This window comes from Erythrobacter crassostreae, assembly GCF_019204045.1.
Taxonomy (GTDB): Bacteria; Pseudomonadota; Alphaproteobacteria; order Sphingomonadales; family Sphingomonadaceae; genus Erythrobacter; species Erythrobacter crassostreae.
The window spans coordinates 1044323-1066371 of sequence record NZ_JAGSPC010000001.1 but is presented as its reverse complement, the minus strand read 5'-3'; the positions used below and the strand labels follow the sequence as shown (position 1 = coordinate 1066371).

The 22049-nt window shown below is 52.5% G+C and carries 14 protein-coding genes and 4 pseudogenes; 13 read left to right on the top strand and 5 right to left on the bottom strand.

Annotation, left to right across the window (positions count from 1 at the left end; genetic code table 11):
• Positions 1 to 40: 40 nt before the first annotated feature.
• On the bottom strand, positions 41 to 511 hold the full coding sequence (locus tag KCG46_RS05345) for a nuclear transport factor 2 family protein (protein WP_218404255.1): 471 nt from the start codon (positions 509 to 511) through the stop codon (positions 41 to 43).
• Between the two features lie 244 nt (positions 512 to 755).
• A complete protein-coding gene (locus KCG46_RS05340; RefSeq protein ID WP_218404254.1) occupies positions 756 to 2198 on the bottom strand; it encodes a pyridoxal phosphate-dependent decarboxylase family protein in 1443 nt (480 codons plus the stop codon).
• 59 nt (positions 2199 to 2257) lie between these two features.
• Between KCG46_RS05340 and KCG46_RS05335 the strand changes: the two genes are divergently transcribed.
• From KCG46_RS05335 to KCG46_RS05305, 7 genes and pseudogenes are all read left to right on the top strand, one after another.
• Positions 2258 to 3232: a GlxA family transcriptional regulator gene (locus KCG46_RS05335; protein ID WP_218404253.1), complete on the top strand. Its 975-nt coding sequence runs from the start codon at positions 2258 to 2260 to the stop codon at positions 3230 to 3232.
• A 150-nt stretch (positions 3233 to 3382) separates the two neighbouring features.
• Positions 3383 to 3667: pseudogene (locus KCG46_RS05330) on the top strand (transposase); the annotation flags it as partial.
• Between the two features lie 95 nt (positions 3668 to 3762).
• Positions 3763 to 4143: pseudogene (locus tag KCG46_RS05325) on the top strand (CHAT domain-containing protein); the annotation flags it as partial.
• Between the two features lie 1335 nt (positions 4144 to 5478).
• Entirely contained in the window at positions 5479 to 7233 is a 1755-nt protein-coding gene (locus tag KCG46_RS05320) for a DUF1800 domain-containing protein (protein ID WP_218404252.1), read from the top strand.
• An 8-nt stretch (positions 7234 to 7241) separates the two neighbouring features.
• A complete protein-coding gene (locus tag KCG46_RS05315) occupies positions 7242 to 8678 on the top strand; it encodes a DUF1501 domain-containing protein (RefSeq protein WP_218404251.1) in 1437 nt (478 codons plus the stop codon).
• Positions 8679 to 9026: 348 nt separating this feature from the next.
• Positions 9027 to 9185 carry a hypothetical protein gene (locus KCG46_RS05310; protein ID WP_218404250.1) on the top strand — a complete coding sequence of 53 codons (159 nt, stop codon included), beginning with the start codon at positions 9027 to 9029 and terminating at the stop codon, positions 9183 to 9185.
• Complete coding sequence (locus KCG46_RS05305) at positions 9185 to 9970, top strand: hypothetical protein (protein WP_218404249.1); 786 nt, start codon at positions 9185 to 9187, stop codon at positions 9968 to 9970. The genes KCG46_RS05310 and KCG46_RS05305 overlap by 1 nt, the downstream gene beginning before the upstream one ends.
• A 506-nt stretch (positions 9971 to 10476) precedes the next feature.
• Here KCG46_RS05305 and KCG46_RS05300 read toward each other — a convergent pair.
• The 3 genes and pseudogenes from KCG46_RS05300 to KCG46_RS05290 form a co-directional block, all read right to left on the bottom strand.
• A pseudogene (locus KCG46_RS05300) lies at positions 10477 to 10581 on the bottom strand (PEP/pyruvate-binding domain-containing protein); the annotation flags it as partial.
• Positions 10582 to 11011: 430 nt separating this feature from the next.
• A complete protein-coding gene (locus KCG46_RS05295) occupies positions 11012 to 12508 on the bottom strand; it encodes an RICIN domain-containing protein (protein ID WP_218404248.1) in 1497 nt (498 codons plus the stop codon).
• Between the two features lie 110 nt (positions 12509 to 12618).
• A complete protein-coding gene (locus KCG46_RS05290; RefSeq protein ID WP_218404247.1) occupies positions 12619 to 14205 on the bottom strand; it encodes an RICIN domain-containing protein in 1587 nt (528 codons plus the stop codon).
• A 240-nt stretch (positions 14206 to 14445) separates the two neighbouring features.
• On the opposite strand from KCG46_RS05290, the gene KCG46_RS05285 reads away from it, so the two are divergent.
• The 6 genes and pseudogenes from KCG46_RS05285 (at position 14446) to KCG46_RS05260 (ending at position 21849) form a co-directional block, all read left to right on the top strand.
• On the top strand, positions 14446 to 15111 hold the full coding sequence (locus tag KCG46_RS05285) for a response regulator (RefSeq protein WP_255551918.1): 666 nt from the start codon (positions 14446 to 14448) through the stop codon (positions 15109 to 15111).
• A 51-nt stretch (positions 15112 to 15162) separates the two neighbouring features.
• Positions 15163 to 16998, top strand: coding sequence for a sensor histidine kinase (locus KCG46_RS05280; protein ID WP_369410196.1), 1836 nt, complete (start codon positions 15163 to 15165; stop codon positions 16996 to 16998).
• A 346-nt stretch (positions 16999 to 17344) separates the two neighbouring features.
• A pseudogene (locus KCG46_RS05275) lies at positions 17345 to 17775 on the top strand (recombinase family protein); the annotation flags it as partial.
• A gap of 60 nt (positions 17776 to 17835) precedes the next feature.
• The gene (locus tag KCG46_RS05270; RefSeq protein WP_369410195.1) at positions 17836 to 19131 is read left to right on the top strand and encodes a recombinase family protein; all 1296 of its coding nucleotides are present in this window, start codon (positions 17836 to 17838) and stop codon (positions 19129 to 19131) included.
• Positions 19132 to 19391: 260 nt separating this feature from the next.
• Positions 19392 to 19952, top strand: a complete 561-nt coding sequence (locus KCG46_RS05265; protein ID WP_218404242.1) for a hypothetical protein — start codon at positions 19392 to 19394, stop codon at positions 19950 to 19952.
• 280 nt (positions 19953 to 20232) lie between these two features.
• Positions 20233 to 21849 carry a phosphoenolpyruvate carboxykinase gene (locus KCG46_RS05260; RefSeq protein ID WP_218405318.1) on the top strand — a complete coding sequence of 539 codons (1617 nt, stop codon included), beginning with the start codon at positions 20233 to 20235 and terminating at the stop codon, positions 21847 to 21849.
• Positions 21850 to 22049 lie beyond the last annotated feature (200 nt).

Sequence of the window (22049 nt, the reverse complement as noted above, 5' to 3'; positions counted from 1 at the left end):
AACGGGTTCAAATCTAACACTGAATTTTGTCTGGGCCTGATCACTTGAGGGTTTCATCGATGGGGCGTGAGGTGTAGGACTTATGAATGATGCGCCATTGATCTTCATATTTAACAAGCAAGAAATAGTCGGTGAAGACACGCGATCCAGGGATGGTAACCTCTGCCTTAGCGACGGCTACATCTTGCTCGAAATCTATAGACAGAATTTTCCCAACACGGTTATTCGACTCTCCCACTTTGAAGTCGGAGATATAATCCTGACCAGACCAAATTCTGAGACTATTATCGGGATTTACGGCGTATAAATTGAAATCCGGATGAAAGGCGCTCCGCAATTGATCTGGCGTCCCCAAAGATGTCCCTTCAATGTAATCAGTAAGAGTTTCTTCAATCAGCCGCGTCTCAGAAGAGGATATCGGGGTGCTCGCGTCTTGGCTGACATGCGAACATGACGCCATGACCAAACCCAGAAGGCCAGCGCAACACCGTGGTTTAAGTCGGTTCATCATGTGAGCACTCCTTATTCGCTTCGTTCTGCTAGTTGTCCGGCCACGCGTATATCTATTTACTAGAAGTTTCGCCTTTCAATCTATGAGTATATCGAATTAACCCTGTAATGCGTGGTGACTTGTCTTGCGGACATGTTTCTTTGATCGTCTGGTTTAAACAGCGTCGGATAAATAGATTTGAATTAAAGTGATCGGTGCTAGCATTCTGAGGTTTCACCTCATAAACGTTAGCAAGTATAACAGCCTAACGCCTAGCGATTGCGGCACGATCTAGTTGCTCAATAAGGTCATCAATTTGTAATTCTGTTGTTTCGTAATTTGTAACACAGACCCTGACCACGCTTTCACCTTCAAATCTAGCCGCAGATATCCAGTGAGTTCCATTCTCTAAAATGGTCTCAACGATCTCCCCCGGCTCTGGACCATTGGTAGGGGGTTGCAGGCAAGCAATCGCCATGCGGCTGTCATTGCATAACGTCCAGCCTCTTTTGGACAGTTCCTCGGTCAATCGATCTATAAGCGATAGGCTGTGTTCAATATGGTCCTGAAAACTGTCCCACCCTCCAATCAGGAGCGAAAGAAACAGGCGTATGCCAATAAAACGACGCGACCACTGCATTGAGTTGACATAAGGATCAATCGTTTCTTCATTGGACGGCATATAGCTGGCGGAGACATTAAAGACTTCCGGCAAAAATGATGGGTTCTGGATTAGAAACATGCCGGCGCCCATTGTTGACGCGAACCATTTATGAGCATCGATCGTCACAGAGTCAGCGGTCTCAATGCCTGACAAAACATCAGAATTGTCGGGCGAAGCAATCAAAGCACCGCCCCACGCCGCATCGACATGAAGCCACAGACCGTATTGGTCGGCAATTTTGCGACAGTCTTTCAAAGGGTCGACCATTCCCGCATTCGTCGTGCCAGCTGTTGCGGCAATCATAACGGGCTTATGGCCTGCTTTGATATCGTCTTCGATCATGCTTTTAAGTTTGGGGGCATCGAAACGGCCTTGGCCATCAGTCGGGACGCGCGATATGGCATTGCGCCCGACGCCGCTTTGATGCGCAATTTTGAGCCATGCGAGATGGCTTTCATCTGAAATGTAAATACGCGGCTCACCGTCAAACGCTGATGCCCCATGATCCGCATAATTCGACTCCGCCCGTGTCAGAGCACAAAGAAATGCGGTGTTATTGGCTTCTGAACCGCCGGATGTAAAATGACCACCGCTACCGCTTGGCATACCAGCCTTTTTTGCGACCGCTGCAATGACATGGGTTTCAATTTCGACAGGTAGCGGTGCGTGCGACCACACGCAGGCTTGCGGATTAAATGCGGCGGCTATCCGGTCGCCGACTTCCGCTGGAAAGGTTGGCTTTGGATTGAACAAGCCCAGATAGCCTGGGCTAGCCATATGGACCATGCCCTCACCAAGCCCGCTAATCATCCAGTCGACCGCAGCTTCAAATGAATGCGAATCTTGAAAGTCCATAGCGGCTAAGTCCGCGCGAAAGGTGCCTAGCTCTACTGTTGGGGAAACCGGCCGAGCAACGAGCTCATTCATCGCCGTGTGCAAACGGTCTCCAACATAGTCATCCATTTGGCGACGCGTCTTCAGATCAGGAAACAAGGCATTGGTTGATGAAACAACGTTAGGTGTAAGTTTTAAGACAGCAGACATATCAATTCCTCTCAGACGACGCTTGACTAACACAACCCAAGAATGGCATAAATGACATTATGCCCACAAATTATGCCACACGTATTTTTTACCGCTTCGTCTTCGATGGCTGCTGCATGCTGGACACCGTTGGCCCCGTGCAGGTTTTCAGCGAAGCCCGTTCTCAACTTGATGAGCCAATCTACAAAGTTGAACTCATCAGCATTGATGGTGGCCCTATTCGAACTGATATCGGAACGACTTTAGACACGCGTTCTGCGTTGAATATCCAGATGGCGGATTCTGATACTGTATTGGTCACAGGTGGGAACGGTATCTTTGCCTTTTCAAATCGCGGCGACGTGCAGGATTGGCTTAAAACTGTCGCGCAATCGGGCGCTCGACTCGGCGCAACCTGTACTGGCGCATTTCTTCTTGCGAAGTCAGGCCTGCTCGATGGTCGCAGGGCCGTTACACATTGGAAGCGATGTGAAGAACTGGCCGCTCTAAGTCCCTCTATTAACGTCGATGCTGCGCCGATCTATATTCAAGATGATGATATATGGACGTCAGCTGGCGTAACGGCAGGTATCGATATGGCGTTGGCTATGGTTGAGCAGGACGTGGGCAGTGATGTCGCAATGGCTATTGCCCGACATATGCTCATTTACATGCGACGGCCAGGAAACCAAGCGCAGTTTAGCACTGTGCTCCAAGCTCAAATCGCGGACACATCAGGCGTTTTCGACGATCTACATATTTGGGTGCGTCAGAATTTGGATGGCGATTTATCCGTCAATGCGCTGGCTGAGCACTGCCACATGTCTCCGCGCACATTTAGCCGGAAGTATAACTCAGAGACGGGGGAGTCTCCGGCTCAAATGATCAAGCGTTTTCGACTAGAAGCCGCTCGCAACTCGCTGGAAACGCATAAACAACCCTTGCAGGCGGTAGCAAGCGAGTGCGGCTTCGGAAGTGTTGAGACGATGCGCCGTGTTTTCGTGAACGAGATTGGAGTGCCACCCACAGAGTATCAAGGTCGATTTAGTGTTTAATACACTCGAGATGATTTCAAGTTCTGCTACGCGTCAATTGCTTAGGTATTAATTCCAGCCATGCTTGTTCCCTATCAGCGCCCATGGCACAGATTAACGGTTGAAGTTTAAGAGAGTTTTGGTCCTCTTCGTAGTGACGACGGAACGAAAATGAGAACCAAAAGGTCGAAGTCGAAGCAGCCTGCCGAGCACGTTGTGAAGGGCATCCGCCACCGGATGCATCGGCACTTCTCAGCAGAAGACAAGATCAGCATCGTGCTGGAGGGCTTGCGTGGTGATGACAGCATCGCCGAGTTGTGCCGCCGCGAGGGCATTGCCCGGAGCTTGTATTACACTTGGCCCAAGGAGTTCATTGAGGCCGGCAAGCGCCGCCTTGCTGGTGACACTGTGCGTGCTGCAACCACGGATGAAGTGAAGGGCCTACGCAGCGAGGCGCGCTGGGAGTCCCTGACGCCGCGCGGTTTCTGGGCAACACCATGACCGAGACCGCCATCCGGCAGATGGACTTATCTTAAGCCCCGGTCCTTCATCCCGCGACCCTTGGCCTAACGAGCGAGGAAAGCGATAATTTGGTCGAACCGGGCTTGGTGTTCACCCCGCCGCCCGGAGCGCTGCCGGGTGATGATGGCTATCTTGCCGCCTCGGAGATTGTCGGCATCAATCTGACATCGGCAGAGTGGATGATCCTGTCGGCGTGCAACACCGCGTCGCCCTCGGGAAAGCTAAGCGAGATCGGTTTGTCAGGTTTGTTGCAGGCATTCTTGTATGCGAGCGCGCAAAGTCTATTGGTGACACATTTGTCCGTCTTTGACGACATTGCTACCATGCTAACCGTGAAAGCTCTGGAGTTCTCAAAGGCTGACATGCCGCGCGCCGAGGCGCAACAGACTGCGATGCGCGAGGTTCGCTAGGACCCTCGCTATGAGGTTGCGCATCCCGCTGTATGGACTCCGTTCGCTCTGGTAGGCGAAGTGCCCTAGGCTAAGCGTCTGCAATTGGGTCGGTTGCGGAATGTCTGCTTTCACAGGTATCCTCGAGAAAGCGGACAGTCAGCCAACGACCCAGTTCGAGACTTGAGCACTCAAGTTCATAGGCCTTGAAAGCCCGCCTGCGATGAGATCAGTCGATGACTCAACTACAATTCAATCAGGTGCTTCTGAGCCTCGTTCTCTTGACATCTGTGAACAAGATCGGTCCAAAACATCATGCAACCAAAGGCGGACTTTGACGATAGGGTTTTCCTAGATTGCGAGAGTTTAGCTATCGTGAGTCGTTCTCGAACACGGGCGGCCGATCTGCCCCATTCGAGCCAAGGGCCATTAAATCGCGACTCCGTTGAGTTAGCCATTCGCCGACTAAGTCAGAAGTCCTGCTTGAAGGCGCTAGATGTACTTTCCTTCGGTCGGAGCCAGTCGCTGATTTTAGTATCCAGCCTTTCGCGATAAGGCGTTGAAGATACCTTGTTGCCGTAGCGTGCGGTACCCCGCTGGCGATCATTGCATGTTTTACGTAACACTTCCTACACTCAATGCTTGCCGAATAGACTTCAATCACAATGTCCAGCGAAGGACTGTCACACCAATCATTTGGGAGTACGTCATGACGTAGTTGCTTCGAACGCTCCATATCAGCAAGAATATCGTTACTTGAATATTGACCGCGTTCGCCTGCGTGCAACAGATCCGCCGCCGTCGACTTCAGTAGCGCGGCTGCCTCTTGCAAATTCCCTTTCAGATCGCCCGCCATTCATTCCCCCTATGGTACTGGATAATCAGCTAAAATACACAGGTACCTCTTCACCTGAGGGCATATTTAAGCGGTCACTCCACCCACCAAAACACTACAGATTTTCTGTAGTGCAGGGGCTTTTTAGTCCATTTTGGGGATTAAAACTCTGTAATAGGCCGGCGGCGGATACTGCCTACAGCTTGCTCAGAAGACACTCTCCCAAAACATTTAAGTGCATGAAATTACAAGGCATAATGGTGTTTCGCTTCACCCGAATTACCAAATTTTTCGCCTCTCATGCTTCATCACAATTAAATTTGGTTTCATCTGAGACAAATAGAATCAGTTCATAATGAGTTCTACTACGTAGTTCTTCTCATCACTTATCTTTCCTCCATCAGTTACAAATTTGACTGATATTTAGGTGGGCGAAGCGAGGAATCAAGCAAATCGATACTCCGATACAGCACGATCCAATCGCGAGCGGCGATGCTCCAAACGACGATCACCCTTCCGGGATGCCGACCGCACCTGCCAATAGGGCTGCCCTTGGCGCAATTGTCACTTTAGGTGCAGCAGCATGCGGGGGCGGCGGCACAAATGGTTCTGGAGGACCAACTCAATCGAATGGCGCGGGAAGTTCAGCCGGGACAGTAGCGAACCCGATAAGCGATGCCCAAGCTGCCCGTTTCTTGCTCCACGCTTCTCTATCAGCATCATCAGCCCAAATTCAGAGCGTGACCAAGTTGGGTTATGCAAGGTGGCTGGACGAAGAAATGGCAAAGCCCAACGATCTCACTGCCCGCCAGTTTTTTCGCGACCGAAATTTCGATGTCATCGACGAAAACAGCTACTTCAATGAGCAGAGAATGGCGGACTACATGACTTGGAACCAACTGATGGTTGGCGGCAATGGAGTCAGAAAGAGAACGTCACTCGCGTTATCAGAACTTTTCGTTGTGAACGTTGAAGACCTGAATATCAGGTGGCGGCCACTAGCGATCGGCACCTATTGGGACATGCTCAATGCCAACGTCTTCGGCAATTTTCGAGAGCTCTTGAAGCAGGTTACGATCAGCCCGGTGATGGCCAGTTTTCTAGACGTAATTGGGAGTCAAAAATCCGACGTAATTACGAACCGGCAACCTGACGAGAACTTCGCCAGAGAGATCATGCAGCTCTTTACAATCGGGTTGGTTGAATTGAATCTAGATGGCAGCACTAAGTCGAGCGACGGTCGGGCTATCGAGACCTATACCAACGAGGATGTGGTCGGCCTAGCAAAGTGCTTTACCGGATATAATTTCGATTATTCGAACACGAATATCTCGACACACCCAAACTCGAACTGGGCCCTCGAGGAGCCGGACTTCCTCTATGAACCAATAACAGCCGACCCGCGAAGGTGGAGAAGACCACAGTCTAATTCGCTACATTCCCACGAAGAAAAGTCATTTCTGGGCATTACAATACCAGCGGGAACTGGTCCTGAGGCGACATTGGAGGCGGCATTAGACGCATTGTTTGCCCATCCAAATGTTGGGCCCTTTTTCGGCAAACAGATGATCCAGAGACTGGTTACAAGTAACCCTTCGCCGGAATACGTGAGACGAGTTGCTACTGTTTTTAACGACAATGGTAACGGCATAAGAGGTGACCTGAGCGCGGTATTCAAAGCCATACTCTTGGACGAGGAGGCACTTTCGGAAGCTTCTTTGACCGATTCCAGATTTGGCAAATTGCGCGAACCTATTTTGCGCCTTGCTCAGTGGGGACGGTCTTTTAGAGCATCGTCCATATCTGGGAACTGGACATTAGATCGACTGGATCGAGACTATGACCAGCTTGCCCAATCTCCCTTTCGTTCGCCGTCCGTCTTCAATTTCTTTAGACCGTCATTTGTTGATGGATCGTCCAATGCTCAGCGAAACGGAATGGTCGCACCCGAATTCGCTTTGGCAAACGAAACGTCTGTCGCGGGGTATCTCAATTTCATTCAGCTTATGATTGATGGGCTAGGATACGCCTCAAGGGACGTTCGAACCTCATTCGCGGATCAGATCGAACTGGCCACCGATCCTCAATCCCTTGTGACTCACCTCGATCTGATCATGACCGCTAGACAGATGAGCTCTCAAACTAAGTCGCTGATATTAGGAGCAATCGAGTCGATCTCTTTGGAGTCTCCTAACGACGAGGATGGAAAGTTAAAGCGTGTCCGCATCGCCGCGTTCTTAACGATGGCTTCGCCCGACTATCTCATTCAGCGTTAGGTGGTGGTATGTATATCGGAAAATCTGATGATCTGTCGCGGCGTGCCTTCATTAAGCGATCTACCCAGTTGGCTAGCGCCGGGGCTACTTCATCCTTTGGGCTTGGCCTAGCTGGGGTCGCAGAAAGCGCCGCTTTCGGTGCTACTGATGGATACAAAGCGCTAGTTTGCGTTTTTCTATCTGGTGGCAATGACCACGCCAACACGCTCATTCCTTACGACCCGGTGAACCATGCAAAATATTTTGCAATTCGCGGACATCCAGACCCATCTACTGGTCAGGTTGTGGGCTTTAACAGAGACCAATTGCTTCCGACCGCATTGGTTCAAGATGCAAATCAAATACTAACCGACGACATCCACTACGCGCTCTCCCCTTGGATGCCGCGCTTGAAAACGCACTTTGATGATGGTCGACTGGCTCCTGTCTTGAATGTCGGAACCTTGGAAGCACCTCTGACCAAGGCTCAGTACGAAAGTGGAGACAAAACGAAATTCCCTCGTCCTCAGTTCCTTTTCTCCCACAATGATCAGAGCTCGATTTGGCAAAGCTCACAGCCGGAAGGTGCGCGTAGCGGATGGGGTGGAAGAATGTCGGACCTAGCACAAGGGGCGAACCAAAACTCAATGTTCACATGCATTAACGTCGCCGGAACTAGCGTCTTCCTCAATGGCGAGACAGCAGTCCCTTACCGCATCACTCCATCAGGGCCTGGGTTGATTTCCGGACTACGCCGGAATGTACAAGGCTCAAGCACTGCCAGCAGGGCTTTGGATGAGTTGATTAGATCGACCGACCCCAACATTCTCAAAGCAGACTATGCGGATATTAACCGGCGCTCGATCGAGTACGGGGCATTCATCAATGATGCGTTAGCTCGCTCTACGATCTCGACCGATTTTGGTTCTAGCAATGATTTGGCAGACCAGCTTGCTATCGTTGCCAGACTTATCGCCTCAAGGAACTCGCTTGGGGTGAGCAGACAAGTTTTCTACGTTACGATCAAAGGCTTTGATAGTCACAGCAATCTCAATGCGCATCAACGGCTGTTAGGAGAGGTGGATTATGCTCTGGATGCTTTTTATAGCGCGACCCTAGAAATGGGGATCTCGGATCAGGTCACATTGTTCACTGCATCGGATTTTGGACGGACGCTAAGTATCAACGGAACTGGGAGTGATCACGGTTGGGGCGGCCATCACTTTGTCCTAGGAGGCGCTGTTCGAGGCCATCGGTTCTATGGCACAGCTCCTAGCGTTTCTTTGAATTCAGAAGATCAAGTCGGGCGAGGCCGTTTGCTACCTAACACATCTGTAGACGAGTATTCCGCCACACTCGCGAAATGGTTTGGCGTATCTGAAACCGAAATGAGCAGCGTCCAACCCAACATTGGTAGATTTGCCAGCCCCGACCTTGGGTTTATGAAAAATTCAGACGCATTTTAGCTTGTGGGACCGATTGACCCTTTCAAGCGATCACACAGCTATCCGCCTATTAGCGACAGTATCCCATCTCGTTTTCGGAAGCTCTCAAATACAGAAAATCGTGCCCGGGACGCACATTATTGAAGGCTCGCATCCAACCTTCGTATATTCAAGTCATATGACGGCGTTAGTGGTCCTTCCGTGCGCAAGCAGACTGTCTGCTTTACCCCCAATCTCAGTCATAAGGCGATGGCTCGAACTGGGCCGCAAGCGGACCGTCTGCTTGCGACCAATCTCAGTTAGAAGCCGACTGTAGAACTCCCTCCGCGCTCGATTGAAAAATGCGCCAGTCGCTGCTATGTCGTAGGAATGAAGGTAAATTCGGAAAAGTCGCTCAAGGCCGCATCTCAGAGCTTTGCTAAGCATGGTCGAAGCTGGACCGAGGTTCGCAAGTCCGCGAAGCGCGTCGATGGCGTCCTCGTGATCAAGCGGCAAAAAGGTAAGAAAAAGCCAACTGCGGTCGCCTAATGGGAGGCATATCGCTCGCGCTGTTGGTCGCGCTTGTCGGCGTCTTTCCAGGCATCCTGACCCTATTCTCATTCTACGCCAATTCGGGTACAGACGCGGTCAAGGTAACACCTCCTCCGTTGCGTTCTATCTTCGCCATCGCGATGATCGGCTCGTTCGCGTTGATCTGCCATTTCTTCTACGTAACTTCTCTTTGGTTGGTAGAAACGATCCCCTACAAACTGCTGAAGTGGCCGCTTGCCGACCCTTACACGCTTCTTGCAGTCGATTGGAGCCAACTTTCTCGTGCAGAAGCCTTTTGGGGATTTACCGGCGTACTTCTGCTGAGTGTTATGGGAATTGTTTTTGGATGGCTAATTGCTCTGTCCGATCAGGAGGACCGCGACACATTCCTATATGGCTGGCTTTGGCCGATAATTCGCAACAGCCGTGAGGACAACGCATTCATCAATGCTTTCGCTTTGACGACCAATCAGAATGGTAAGGACTTTCTGGGCTACGAGGGCACCGTCACCAATCTCGTGCTCGATAGTGACAAGAATATAGTTGGTGCATCTCTTGCCAATGTTGAGGTGTTCTATCTTCGCATGAACCAGAACGGACCTAAGAGGGTATCTGGAGAAATCGAGATCTCCAATCTTGTTCTGCGGAAGGACGATTTTCAGAATATCGCGCTCGAGATCATTCGCGACGAGACAGTCGAGATCCAACCAACTCAAACGAGTCGATCAAAACTCAGGTTGCGATGGCCCATTTATCGAACCACTCTGCCAGCAACGGACTAGCTCGACTAGGGAATCGCGCAGCCTAAGGATTCATGAATAAGGTAGCATCGTGGCATGGCTTGGGCCGATTCCTGACTGTCGGCTTGAGGCTAACCGAAATTGAAAAGCTGCCACTCGACCTTCAACCCAGTTACACACATTCGCAGCAACGGCTTATCCAACGAGACGGTATCGCAGGCGCCTATGCTAAATCCTATTTTTTTGAAGATTTACTCGGCTTAAGACTAGGCTTATTTCCTGGAGTGCTCTTGTTGTCACGCCGACGTTGATCAAGTTTTCCTGTTGATTTAGCTTTTGGTTTTGGACCGGGTTTAAGTGCCATAATAGTTCGCCCTAAATGTAGAGAATGAGAGCATTTTCTTCCACTACATATATGGGAATAAAATGAGTGCTTTCAACAGCTCACAAAATTGGGCAACCGTAACCTAAATTGACCGTCGTCAGAGCATTTGGCGCAGACTGAACTTCGATCGTTTGGAGTATCGGCCTCGTCCGTTTCTTGCAGTTTAGGTGGCTAGCTTGCGGTGTTGCAAGCGCCTATGCTCGATTGTCTTTCGTTTGGTCCTTTCTCGCTGTTTGATGATGGCCTCAGCCCTGCCGAAGTAGGCATCTGTATCCGCCGCCTCGAAAGCATTCTATAAACGCATCTAAGGAGCGCATTCAAAGCCTAGACTGCAGAATCCGACTACAATCCACTCCCAGACGCGGAGCGATAGCTCAACGTGGGCCGAAAGCGGACTGTCAGGCTTCATGAGCTGAGCGCTGTAAAGCGGTCCTTCGGCAATCGGGCCAGTGGAGTCGATCAATCGATGGTCGATATTGGGGATGTTGGCTGACTGTCCGCTTTCTCGAGGATACCTGTGAAAGCAGACATTCCGCAACCGACCCACAATCAGACATCGGAAGCGATTTTCGACATTCTTCAAAAAGACCGATGCCATCGTGCTTTAAAAACACTGTGCGGCACCGGTCTTTTTGGTTCTCTCTTCAGACTTGCAGCCAGCTTCCAGCAAAGCCGTTGCACGCAGGAACAGTTGGCTTCTAAAGCGCGCTCTTCACCCACAGTGGCGCTTGTGAGCCCCACAGCTCGTAGGTTGTGCCAGAACAAAACCCTGCCGCGCCGACAATCCCTGCATCGACAACTCTCTCAAGCGTTGGTGTTGGCGGTGTGCGACCGTTCAGTAGTTTGTCCCTAACCGCCTTCTGGATTGCGCTGGAGACGTCTGATTGCTGGGCCTGAGCAAAATCTCGCAATCCGACCATGGTTTGCCGAAACCAATTCAAAGTGTTGCCGCGCGACGCTTTGGTCTCGTCATCGTACACAAGAACATCGCTGTAAGTGTACGTGTATTCGCGGCTATAGGGAGCCTTCAACTCGATGGTCTGCCTACCTCCGGGGGCAATCACCCGGTAACGCTGTTTGGGAAGTGAGGCTTTGTTCAGGCGGTTGGTGCTAAAGCCGATAACACTGACGTACAGCGTCTGTGCCGATTTGTTTTCCAAAGTGATCCGGCGATCGGAACCCAAATGCTTCAAAACCGAGGTCCCTGTGCAAGGTCGCGTCCAATCCGACAATTGCGGGTTGCGGATCGTCTTGAGCGCTTCATTCGCCAAGCGCTTTCTTTCTTCGGTTTTGCGAACGGTTTCCTGATCCTTGGCCTTCTCAATTCTCGGATCGTTGAATGCGCTCATGCAATCGTCGCGGCGAGAGGGGATCGCGTCGCGTGCGAAACAATAAACGCGGCCCGGAATTTGATAAGCATGTTGCAACCAACCAGTCGCGCAATATCGTTTCACCTCTTCGCGTTTCTGGAAATTCCTATTCCAGTTTAAGTTGGTATGGGACGCCCATTGCTGTCGCCATTCAGTCCGAAATTCCTGCATCTCTTCCAAGGTTAGCCAACGCGGCAGAGACAGAAGAGGACCATTTCCTCTTGCCGCAGCAAAGCTTTCCATGCTCGCTGCAAAAATTGCAGGGGCTCGCCCAGATGGGACCAGGCCGTCGATCGTATCAAAACATTGCTGTTCAAGGCCGCTCAATTTGAGATTGTTGATCGGGTCCCAGCTGTCGGTCAGTCGCCATTGCGCGGGCAGGTAATTGGGCTCGGGAATGGCGCCTGCGGTTAGGGTGCCATCACTTTCCATGTAGAGATAGGTGCTCTTCCACCTATTCTTAAACCGGACGAAGCCGCCGCCTGCCTCTTCTGCCTGCCACATGGCGCTCCACCATCCGGGCTGTATTGGACCCAGTTCGAGTTTGCCGTTTTGGTTATGCAGATAGGCGCCGGTGTAGGCGCTCTTAAAGCGAAAATATTGTCCGCCGCCCGCTGTCTCAACCTTCCATTTGGCGCTTGCCCAATTGGGCAAAATCGCCCCTGCCTCTGGTGCTCCATATTGATTGTGGATGTAATCACGCTGCCAGCGGTTTTCGATGCGCGTGTTGCTTTGCGCATTTGCGGTGCCGCTTAATAGGAAGGCGAAAGCCAGTGCAGGCAGCACAAGCATCCGGATGAATTTTGTAAGAACGAAATTGTCCATCAGTTCGTCTTTCGTTGTGGGTTGCGGCCAGAAGTGACGTTGACCCTTGTGAGGGGGTGGCGCGGGAGTGGTGAGGGCGCGTTGTTGGCCAGAACGGCAAAGCACCCTCGTTACCCAGTGCACTGCTCAAGCGTCATTTGCTTTGCCTCGCGCGTGACGATGGTACCGGTAATCAGGATGCACGCGCCATTATCGAGCGAGATCGTCTTGTTGATGAGCGAAAACTTGCGCGTGACGCCCTCTGCGCTGATTTGGACCTTAACGTTGCTGCGCGCCGCGTAGGGGATTTGCACCTGTTGGTTGTTTCCAACCGCGATCCTAGATTCATTTAGGATCTGCGCAGGTAACTTACCGGGCTCGGTAAATGTCACCCGCATATCGACCAAAAATGCGCCTTTATGGACGATGGTGAGAGGGATAGGTGGCTGGCTTGCTGGCACTTCTGGCTGCGGATCGCCGCTTCCTGAACCCCCACCTGAGCCGTTTTGGGCTTGATCAGGTTCAGAGGGGATTATTGATTTCCCATCAAGATTTTGCACGTCCCACTGCGCTGACCACCAGTTTTTTTGAATGCCACTCGCTTCCAAAACGCCGTTCTGGATATGCAATTTGGCCTCGTTGTAGGCGCTGATGAGATGGATAAAAGTACCACTCTCTCCATTGATCCGCCTGAATGTCCAAGCGGCTTTTTTCAATAACGGATCATTGCTGTCAGGGCTGACGTCCACGGTTGCTAGCTCAACTGGCCCGCGCCCATTTTTGTTGACTAGATATTGTCCGTTCCAGCGATTGCGAATTGCAAATGCGCCGCCGATATCAACGGTTTCGAAAATCCACTGCGCGCCCCAATATCCATCAGGCGCAGCTCTGGTGATGACTTGGATTGCGTCTGGCGTGTCGATCCTTTGATCGGGCTTCCAACGATTTACGATCCGCACAAGTTCTGCAACATCAACCGTCTCGCCAAAGGGCCGGGTATTGGCGGGCGGCGCAGGCGGCGGCGTGTTGACCACTGTTGGTGGCCGCGAGATGGGTGGCTTTACTACAGGCGCACGAGGCGGCGTGTTTTGCGCGGTCCGTGGGCGAGGGTTCGTCTCCCACGGTGCACGCGGATCAACATCGGCGGTTTGTGGGCGATTGTCACCATAGCCGCGCGGCGGATTGCTTGCCCAAGCCAAGTTGTCTTCGGGATAATCCGGGTCAAAAGCGATAAGACCCAATGCGAGCACAAATCGGCCATCTGTGCGCGCGGTGAGGCCGCCAAATTCGCGCCCGCGTCCAACAGCAATGGTCCGCTTGCCGTCAAACCTTCTGGCAAAAACACCATAGGCATTGGCATTGGTGCCCAAATGCACACCTGCAAGCGCGCCGTTGCGCCGCGTCCAAACCGTCATCCGATTGACCCGTTCACCAGCGCGCGGCGTGAATTCAAACCTCTTGCCCTCCGCCGAACCCATGGTGGGTGTCCAATATGCCGCGCCATCCTCCGTTTGATAGCGCAGTTTCACACCGTAAATTCGCCGGTCTAACGAATCTTCATCTGCGTACACCCGCATACCAATGATGTCGGCATCAGGCGGGATGGTGATCAAAGTGTATGTGCCGCCCGCTGAGCCATAGGGCCGAGCCAATTCGTTCATCCGCTGCACGTCGCTTTGAGCGGCGGCGGGCGCCTCGAAAATGGGCGCTGCGCCCATGATACAGGAACTCGTGAGCGCCATCGCCAAGAGGGGGCGAGCCAAAACACGCCTCTTTCGCGCAGGCTTTACGTTGGTGTGTTTATAGTTTGCGTTAGCGATCACGCGGCATCCTCCAGCAAGATTTACTCAGCGGACTTTTGCCACAATCTACGATTTGCGCGCATCACCCGATCAGGTGATGCGCCCGGGGCTTTGCCCGTGTAGTTATGGTCGACAGCCACAAGGATTGATGTGACCATGATTCGCGTTGCGATTGTCGAAGATGACCCCGTGATGCGCGGCCTGATCGCTGACCAGATAGAGCAATCCGATGGGATGACCATCGTAGGTCAGGCAGGCAATGTGGCCGATGCGACGCCCATGATTGCCGCTGGCGGGTATCATGTTCTCTTGTGCGACTTAGGCCTTCCGGATGGCAGCGGTATTGACCTGATCCAACAAGAAGTCGCTTTCGGGCGTGACACCGATATCCTCGTCATCACCGTTTTCGCTAATCAGAATAAAGTGCTGGCCGCAATCCAAGCGGGCGCGCGCGGCTATCTGCTAAAAGACGAACGGATTGAGGAATGCATCGAAGCCATTCGCAATATCCGTGAGGGTGGCTCTCCCATTAGTCCGATCATCGCGCGCCAATTGCTAGGCCAAATACGGCAGAGTGCTGAGGGTGCTTCTGCGCCAAGCGGGGCTGGAAGCGGTCTGGAGAGACCACAATTATCAACCCGCGAATACGAGGTGCTCAACATGATTTCGCGCGGGTTTTCCAATGCGGAGTGCGCAGAGATTATGGATATTTCGCCCAATACTGTCGCGACCCATGTCAAGAATATCTACCGTAAACTCGAAGTGAACAGCCGCGCCGAAGCCTTGTTTGAAGCCTCCTCGCACGGCCTGCTATCGCGCTGATCGCTTCGCAATTTGACCGTGTTGATCCGATTCTTGGCAATGTGCCTCTTGATGCTAGCAATCCCGCCGTCGGTTGGCTTGGCCCAATCGGGCACTTTGAGCGAGCTGACACAGCTTAAAAAGGCCGAAGGGGTGATCTTGGAATTCACCGAAGGCGAGTACAGCTTGGCCGATGGTGCGACCCCGCCTGCCGATGGATTTGAACCCGGCTCCAGTCCCAAAGTGTATCAGATCAACTATGAAGGCTGGACCTTCGGCGATTATCATTCGGTGACAGGCCGCTTTTCCATAGAGCGCGATGCTCTGCCAGAAGGCCCATTAGCGCTTTATACAATCAGCACCCGCGATCAGTTTGTGGTTTTGGTCAATGGCGCTGAAGTCTTCCGCAATTTTGCCAGTGTGAGCGACAAGAAGCTCTCTTGGAACCGCCCCTATCTTGTCGCTCTTGCACCCCGCGTTTTTCAAGATGGTGCAAACACCATTGAAATTCGCGCTGTCTCTCAAGGGTCGGTTGGCGTGGGGCGTGTTTTGATCGGTGAAAGCAGCGCCGTTCAATCTTATTACAGCTCGCAATTGTTCTGGCGCATCACGGCGCCCCAAATCGTCAATTACACCATGCTTTTGCTGGGCATGTTGGTGTTTTTGTTCTGGTTGAAACGGCGGCACGAGATTGAACTCTTGTTCCTCGCTCTATCGACCTTCTTTTGGTTTGCGCGCTATTTCCATTTCTTCGCTGCAGATATTCCATTTAATCTGCAGCTGTTCTCGGACATTTCAGAGAACGCCTCTCTGTATGGTTCATGGTCGACCATGGCGTTCTATTTCTATTTTATTCGGCTTCGATACACCCATCAAATTGTGCTTGGCTCGCTCGCAGTGGCGCTGGTGATTTCTGTCTTGCAAAAGGCCTTGGGATGGGAGTGGACGGTGTTTTACGTCTGGTCGCTCGTCCTATCGCTTTTTATGGCGGGCGTTGGTGTCGTAAGTTTGTTCAGGCACCGTGATTTAGAATATGGCGCGCTGGGTTTAGCAATGGCGGCAACACCGATCTTTGCGCTTATCGATATTTACGCAGCGTTCCGGTTTGGCGGTTCAGGCGGCGCAATCTACATCAGCGTTTTCATGCCGTTCCTCTACACATTCGCGTTTCTCCTCTCCTTCGGCAAACGCGCGCTAGATGCATTTAACAGCTCGGAAAACGCCAAGACGGTGCTTGAGAGGCGGATCGCAGAGACAAAGGCTGAGCTTGCCGAAAGCGAAGAAGCGCGCCAGCAATTGCGGGTCGAGCAGGCGATCTCCAGCGAACATGGCCGCTTGATGCAAGAGATGCACGATGGGATTGGCTCAAACCTGGTAACCGCTCTGGCTGTCGCGCGGCAGCAAAACATGCCCGAAAGCACGATTAAGACGCTCAGCGGCGCGTTGAATGACCTTAAACTGACTGTGGACTCCCTAGAGCCGGTCGAAGGGGACATTGTCGCTTTGATCGGCAATTTGCGCCACCGGATGGCTGGTGATTTGAAGGCCGCAGGGATCGCGTGCAAATGGGAGGTTGAGTCATGCGATAACCTCCCATGGCTTGACGCGACGAATGCGCTGCACGTGCTCAGAGTTTTCCAAGAGGCAATTAGCAATGTTCTAACCCACTCTGGCGCCAGCGTGATCAGCATTGGATGCAAAGAAGCAAAACGCGGTGACATCAAAGGAGTGGAAGCGCATATCGTAGATGATGGCATCGGCTATGAGGCAGACATCGGATCTCAAGGTAAGGGTCTGATAAATATACAGGCTCGTGCCGAAGCATTACGAGGCGCAATGGAACAGGAAAGCCGCGTTGGCTATGGCACGCGCATTACGCTTTGGCTTCCATACCGCCGGGAGGCTTGATGTGCGTCTTTGCCTAACCACGAGGCCGCTGGGTGGAAACTGAGCATTTGCGCAACAAATAGTTCGTGAAACGTCCGCTCCCACCCCCAAATTCCGTCATTCGACAGCGGCTCGAGGTGGGCCGGAAGCGAACAGTCCGCGTGTGGATCAGACAAAGGAAAAAGCAGATCTGCCTATTCTGGCAATCGATTGAGGTGCAAAGTTGAAGGTCGATCGGTCAAAAAGTGATCGAGACAGCCACGCTCTTGGTCTTCGTTCGGCTAAATAATTTTCCGGATCCGCTTTTATCGTCTTCCCCGTCTATCGAAACGGCTCGAGCGTTCGAAAAATTGTCGGAGGGAGTCTCATGGATATCGAAACTATCGCACCGCTCAGACGGTGCGCGATCTACACGCGCAAAAGCACCAACCAACGTCTTGAGCACAATGTCAATTCGTTGGTGACGCAGCGTGAAATCAGCAGCGCGTACATTACGAGCCAGCAATACAAGGGCTGGGTCGAGCTACCGAACCGATACGATGATGGCGGTCATTCGGGGAGCGGAATGGATCGCCCTGCCCTCTCGCAGCTCATGCAGGACATCGAAGCGGGAGCGGTCGATGTTGTGTCGTCTACAAAATCGACCGGCTGACGCGCAGTCTCGCCGACTTCGTTCGAATGATCGAGATCTTCGACCGCCGCAACATCGCGCTGGTGTCCATTTCACAGGCTTTCGACACGTCCGACAGCATGGGCAGAATGATACTCAATGTGCTGCTGACTTTCTCCCAGTTCGAGCGCGAGCTTATCGCGGAAAGGGTGCGCGACAGCATCCGCACCCGCAAGCGGCATGGTAAGATGCACGGCGGCTTACCGCCATTCGGGTACATCGCGACGCCTGACGGTCTCAAGATCGATGAGCCGGAGGCGCAGATTGTCCGTTTCATTTTCGACGAATTCTTGCGGACGAGGCGGTACACAAAGGTCATGACCGCAGTGCGCGAACGAGGATATTGTAGCTCGGTCAAATACTCACCGCGCGGTAAGCCGCGTGGAGGCAATCCGATCAATCCCAGCACGGTCTACGCTATCGTCCAGAATCCGATGTATGTCGGAGAAATCCGCGGCCATGATGCAACCTATCCCGGCGAACATGAGGCTCTGATTACCCGAGAGATTTGGGACAAGGCACAGATAATTTGCCAAGAGCGCAAGAAGCGAAAGCCGAACAATCGCGATACCGACCACTTCCTTGCAGGGCTGCTTTGTGACGATCTCGGGCGCCATATGCGGCTCGACCTGAAATGGAAGCGTGGCAAGTATTATAAGACTTACGTCTCTAGCAACGCGATATGGTCACAGAAGCTGTTCCTTCGACAGTATCGGTCGAGTGCTGACCAGCTTGATGAGGTGGTGCTGGCGGCGGTCGCAGAATTCTTATGCGATCGTATCAAGCTCAGAAAGGCTCTCAAGGGGTTAGGCCTGTTCGGCGAAAACTTGGAAACATTGGCCGAAAAAGGGCCAGCGGCCTCCGACCGGCTGACGGCAACCAAGAAGCCATACTTGCACGAGCTCTTCAAGGCGATCGCGCATCGTGTGGAGCTCGGCGAGGACCAAATCTCGATCGAGTTTCGTATGCTCGAAGTACGTCGCTATCTCGAGTGGAGAAGCGAGATGAGTTTCCGGGGGCGTCCATCGAACTGGTCGTGCAGCGATGCTCGGTACAACCATGTCGTGGCCGTTAGGGCAGTGACCGCTGAGCGTTGGCCATCCCTCCACATCAATCCGCGAAAGGCTTCATGCAAGGACACACCTGACAAGAAGCTTGTCGATCTCATTCGCAGCGCCCGCAAAGCACAGAGGCTCGTTGAGGAGAACCGCGAGCTTGACCTCGACGATCTAGCAAAGATGCATGGCTGTCGCACGGCGCAGTTCGCACGTTTGATCCGCCTAAACTATTTGGCTCCAGACATCGTGACTGCGGTCTTCGACGGGACACAGCCTCCCGGTCTAAACAGGAAAGTCTTGCTCAATTCCAATGTGCCGACCGATTGGGCGGTGCAGCGAAAGCTCTATGGTTTTCAGGCACCCGAGCGAGCGATTGACCCGCGCAATCTCTATGGGCGGGGCATGTGGCCGAGTGCTTCCGGCTAGTATTGGGCCGAGCGCTGACTGTCTGGTTTTGCCTAGCTAAGGATATAAAGCAGACGTTCTGCTCACGCCCCAGTGCAGACCAAGGGTTCCTTCAGTGACGCTCTAGGCTTTGATCCTTAGCTTGATCTGGCTCATGAAGCAGAGGTCAGGAGGACTTGATTTAATTCGCCAAACCAATCTGATATAAGTTGTTGCCCGACAGCTCGGATTTCTTCACAAGGTAAATCAACTATCGTCCGAGAAATTAGTAAGAAGGCTTGATGAAAAGCGAACCGGACCGTTTGGCAATCGAGTTGATACAGCATGTTGACTTGCTTTTGGGAGGCGAGTCTGTCGGGTTGGATGTTGAAGCGGAGGAATATCTGCTGAATGACCTGATGGAGCACGTAGTTTGCAGCGCTTCAGCAATTCGATCGGTTCGAGAGCATTTGCGCGTGTCTGGTCCTGCTCCGAGTAACCTGAAGAACCGGCTCCCTCAGGTGGCGAAATGGGTGAAAGACTGTTGTGATGACGTCGTTCAAGAGCTCGAAGGAATCGAAGCCTCTAACGAAGGCGTCACCACTGTAGCGATGACGGTCGCAGGGACCGGAGGAGCAGGAACTGCAGCCGCGGTTGGGGGTGTGATGATAGGTGGAGCCGCGGGCGTAGCACCCGTCGTTTCGACCCTGATCGCCACAGGAGGTATTGCTGGCCCAATTTTGTTTGGTGGCGGCATAGCATTATATCTGCTGAGAAAGAACAAGTCCGCGCGAAATAAACAGATCATCGCAGGGGCTAAACGACTAAGCGTAGCGATAGCAAACCGCGACAAACCGGTATAGACTATCAATTCGGATTTGTATGACTTATGACGCACTAGAAATAGTTGTACTTTTGAGTACTTTCACGCTCGTAGGAGTGTGTTTGGCCGCGCTTATTTACGTATGGAGGCTTGCTTTTGGAGCGTCTGGCGAAAAGCCATTTCTAAGCGCGATAAGGTCGAACAACACTTCGCTACCAAACAGCTTTTCAGAACGAGGCCTTCTTCGAGAAGCGCTCGATACTGGCCCGCCCGGAGTTGTGCCGGATTCCGATCAACCCGAAAGCTTGCCGGTAGATGAACTGGAGCCGAAAACCTCATCTGCGCAGTTGCTCGGTGGGATTGAGACCAAAGCGAACCTTTTTGCGAATCTCAATACTCCAGCTCTAATTGAGAAAGCGGTGGCTAGAGGTGAGGGACGTTTGGCGGCACACGGCCCCTTAGTAGTTGAGACCGGAATTCACACAGGGCGGAGCGCAAAGGACAAGTTCATCGTCCGCGATGAGACCACCGAAGACACAGTGTGGTGGGGCAAGGTCAATGCTTCGATGACGTCCGAGCATTTTGCCAATCTAAAAGCAGATTTCATGACAGCGGTCGCGGGCAAAGAAACGCTTTTCGTCGCAGACCTGTATGGCGGCTCTCAGCCAGAACACCGAGTAAATGTGCGCGTTATCAACGAGCTTGCCTGGCATAACCTTTTTATCCGCACGTTGCTGGTCCGGCCTGAGCCGCAAGAGCTGGCGGATTTTACTCCCGAATACACGATCATCGATCTGCCGAGTTTCAAGGCCGATCCCGCGCGCCACGGCACCAACAGCGAGACCGTGATCGCAGTCAACCTGACGGAGAAGCTGATCCTGATCGGCGGCACCAAATATGCAGGCGAGATGAAAAAGAGCGTGTTCGGCATTCTCAACTATCTGCTGCCGACCAAGGGTGTGATGCCGATGCATTGCTCAGCCAATATCAGCGCGGATGGTAAGACGGCGGTGTTCTTCGGATTGTCGGGCACGGGCAAAACGACTTTGTCAGCGGACGCATCGCGCACTCTGATCGGTGATGATGAGCATGGTTGGTCAGACACAGCAGTCTTCAATTTCGAAGGCGGCTGCTATGCCAAGATGATCCGACTGTCCGAAGAGGCAGAGCCTGAGATTTACGCCACCACGCGGCGGTTCGGCACGGTGCTCGAAAACGTCGTCATGGATGAGCAGACTCGCGAGCTTGATTTTGACGACAATTCGCTCGCTGAAAACACGCGCGGCGCCTATCCGATCGACTTCATTCCCAATACCAGTGAAGACAATCTTGGTCCCGTGCCGAGCAATGTCGTGATGCTCACCGCCGATGCCTTTGGCGTGCTGCCTCCAATTGCGAAACTGACGCCCGAACAGGCGATGTATCACTTCCTTTCAGGCTACACCGCCAAGGTTGCAGGCACGGAAATTGGCGTGACCGAACCCGAAGCGACCTTTTCAACCTGTTTTGGCGCACCTTTCATGCCGCGCTACCCCAGCGTCTATGGCAATCTTTTGAAAGAGCGCATCGCCAAGGGCGGAGTGCAATGCTGGCTGCTCAATACGGGCTGGACCGGGGGCAAATACGGGGTTGGCAATCGCATACCGATCAAGTTGAGCCGGGCACTGCTCAACGCTGCCCTTGATGGAAATCTCGAAGATGTAGAATACCGCCTTGATCCAAACTTTGGGATCGCTGTCCCAGTTCACATTCCAATCCTGCCAAAGATAGGTTTCGATCAGTCCATTTTAGACCCCCGAAGCACGTGGGAAGATTCGGATGATTATGACGCCACTGCCATGAAGCTTGTTCAATTGTTTATTGAGAACTTCGCACAATATGAGCGTCATGTAGACGAGAGCGTAGTCCGGGCTATGCCACTGATGAGATCCGCCTGAATTGAAGTTAGATGTAATTCGACATGGTCAGCCGAGACATTTGATAACTCCTGCTCAGGCTCCTCTAAGCCTCAGCTGACAAGGCTTCGGGCACCATAAGCATGGATCGAAGAGCTACTGCCCACGTATTCCGATGTTATTCTTTGCCTGATATGGTAAGGGAAGTGGACGCGGTTGTAACCTTGCCCCAAATGCTAGTC

Excerpts from the sequence above, each read along its gene's own strand:
- KCG46_RS05345 (WP_218404255.1), bottom strand. The coding sequence starts at position 511 with ATGATGAACCGACTTAAACCACGGTGTTGCGCTGGCCTTCTGGGTTTG.
- KCG46_RS05340 (WP_218404254.1), bottom strand. The coding sequence starts at position 2,198 with ATGTCTGCTGTCTTAAAACTTACACCTAACGTTGTTTCATCAACCAAT.
- KCG46_RS05335 (WP_218404253.1), top strand. The coding sequence starts at position 2,258 with ATGCCCACAAATTATGCCACACGTATTTTTTACCGCTTCGTCTTCGAT.
- KCG46_RS05320 (WP_218404252.1), top strand. The coding sequence starts at position 5,479 with ATGCCGACCGCACCTGCCAATAGGGCTGCCCTTGGCGCAATTGTCACT.
- KCG46_RS05315 (WP_218404251.1), top strand. The coding sequence starts at position 7,242 with ATGTATATCGGAAAATCTGATGATCTGTCGCGGCGTGCCTTCATTAAG.
- KCG46_RS05310 (WP_218404250.1), top strand. The coding sequence starts at position 9,027 with ATGAAGGTAAATTCGGAAAAGTCGCTCAAGGCCGCATCTCAGAGCTTT.
- KCG46_RS05305 (WP_218404249.1), top strand. The coding sequence starts at position 9,185 with ATGGGAGGCATATCGCTCGCGCTGTTGGTCGCGCTTGTCGGCGTCTTT.
- KCG46_RS05295 (WP_218404248.1), bottom strand. The coding sequence starts at position 12,508 with ATGGACAATTTCGTTCTTACAAAATTCATCCGGATGCTTGTGCTGCCT.
- KCG46_RS05290 (WP_218404247.1), bottom strand. The coding sequence starts at position 14,205 with ATGGGCGCAGCGCCCATTTTCGAGGCGCCCGCCGCCGCTCAAAGCGAC.
- KCG46_RS05285 (WP_255551918.1), top strand. The coding sequence starts at position 14,446 with ATGATTCGCGTTGCGATTGTCGAAGATGACCCCGTGATGCGCGGCCTG.
- KCG46_RS05280 (WP_369410196.1), top strand. The coding sequence starts at position 15,163 with ATGCTAGCAATCCCGCCGTCGGTTGGCTTGGCCCAATCGGGCACTTTG.
- KCG46_RS05270 (WP_369410195.1), top strand. The coding sequence starts at position 17,836 with ATGCACGGCGGCTTACCGCCATTCGGGTACATCGCGACGCCTGACGGT.
- KCG46_RS05265 (WP_218404242.1), top strand. The coding sequence starts at position 19,392 with ATGAAAAGCGAACCGGACCGTTTGGCAATCGAGTTGATACAGCATGTT.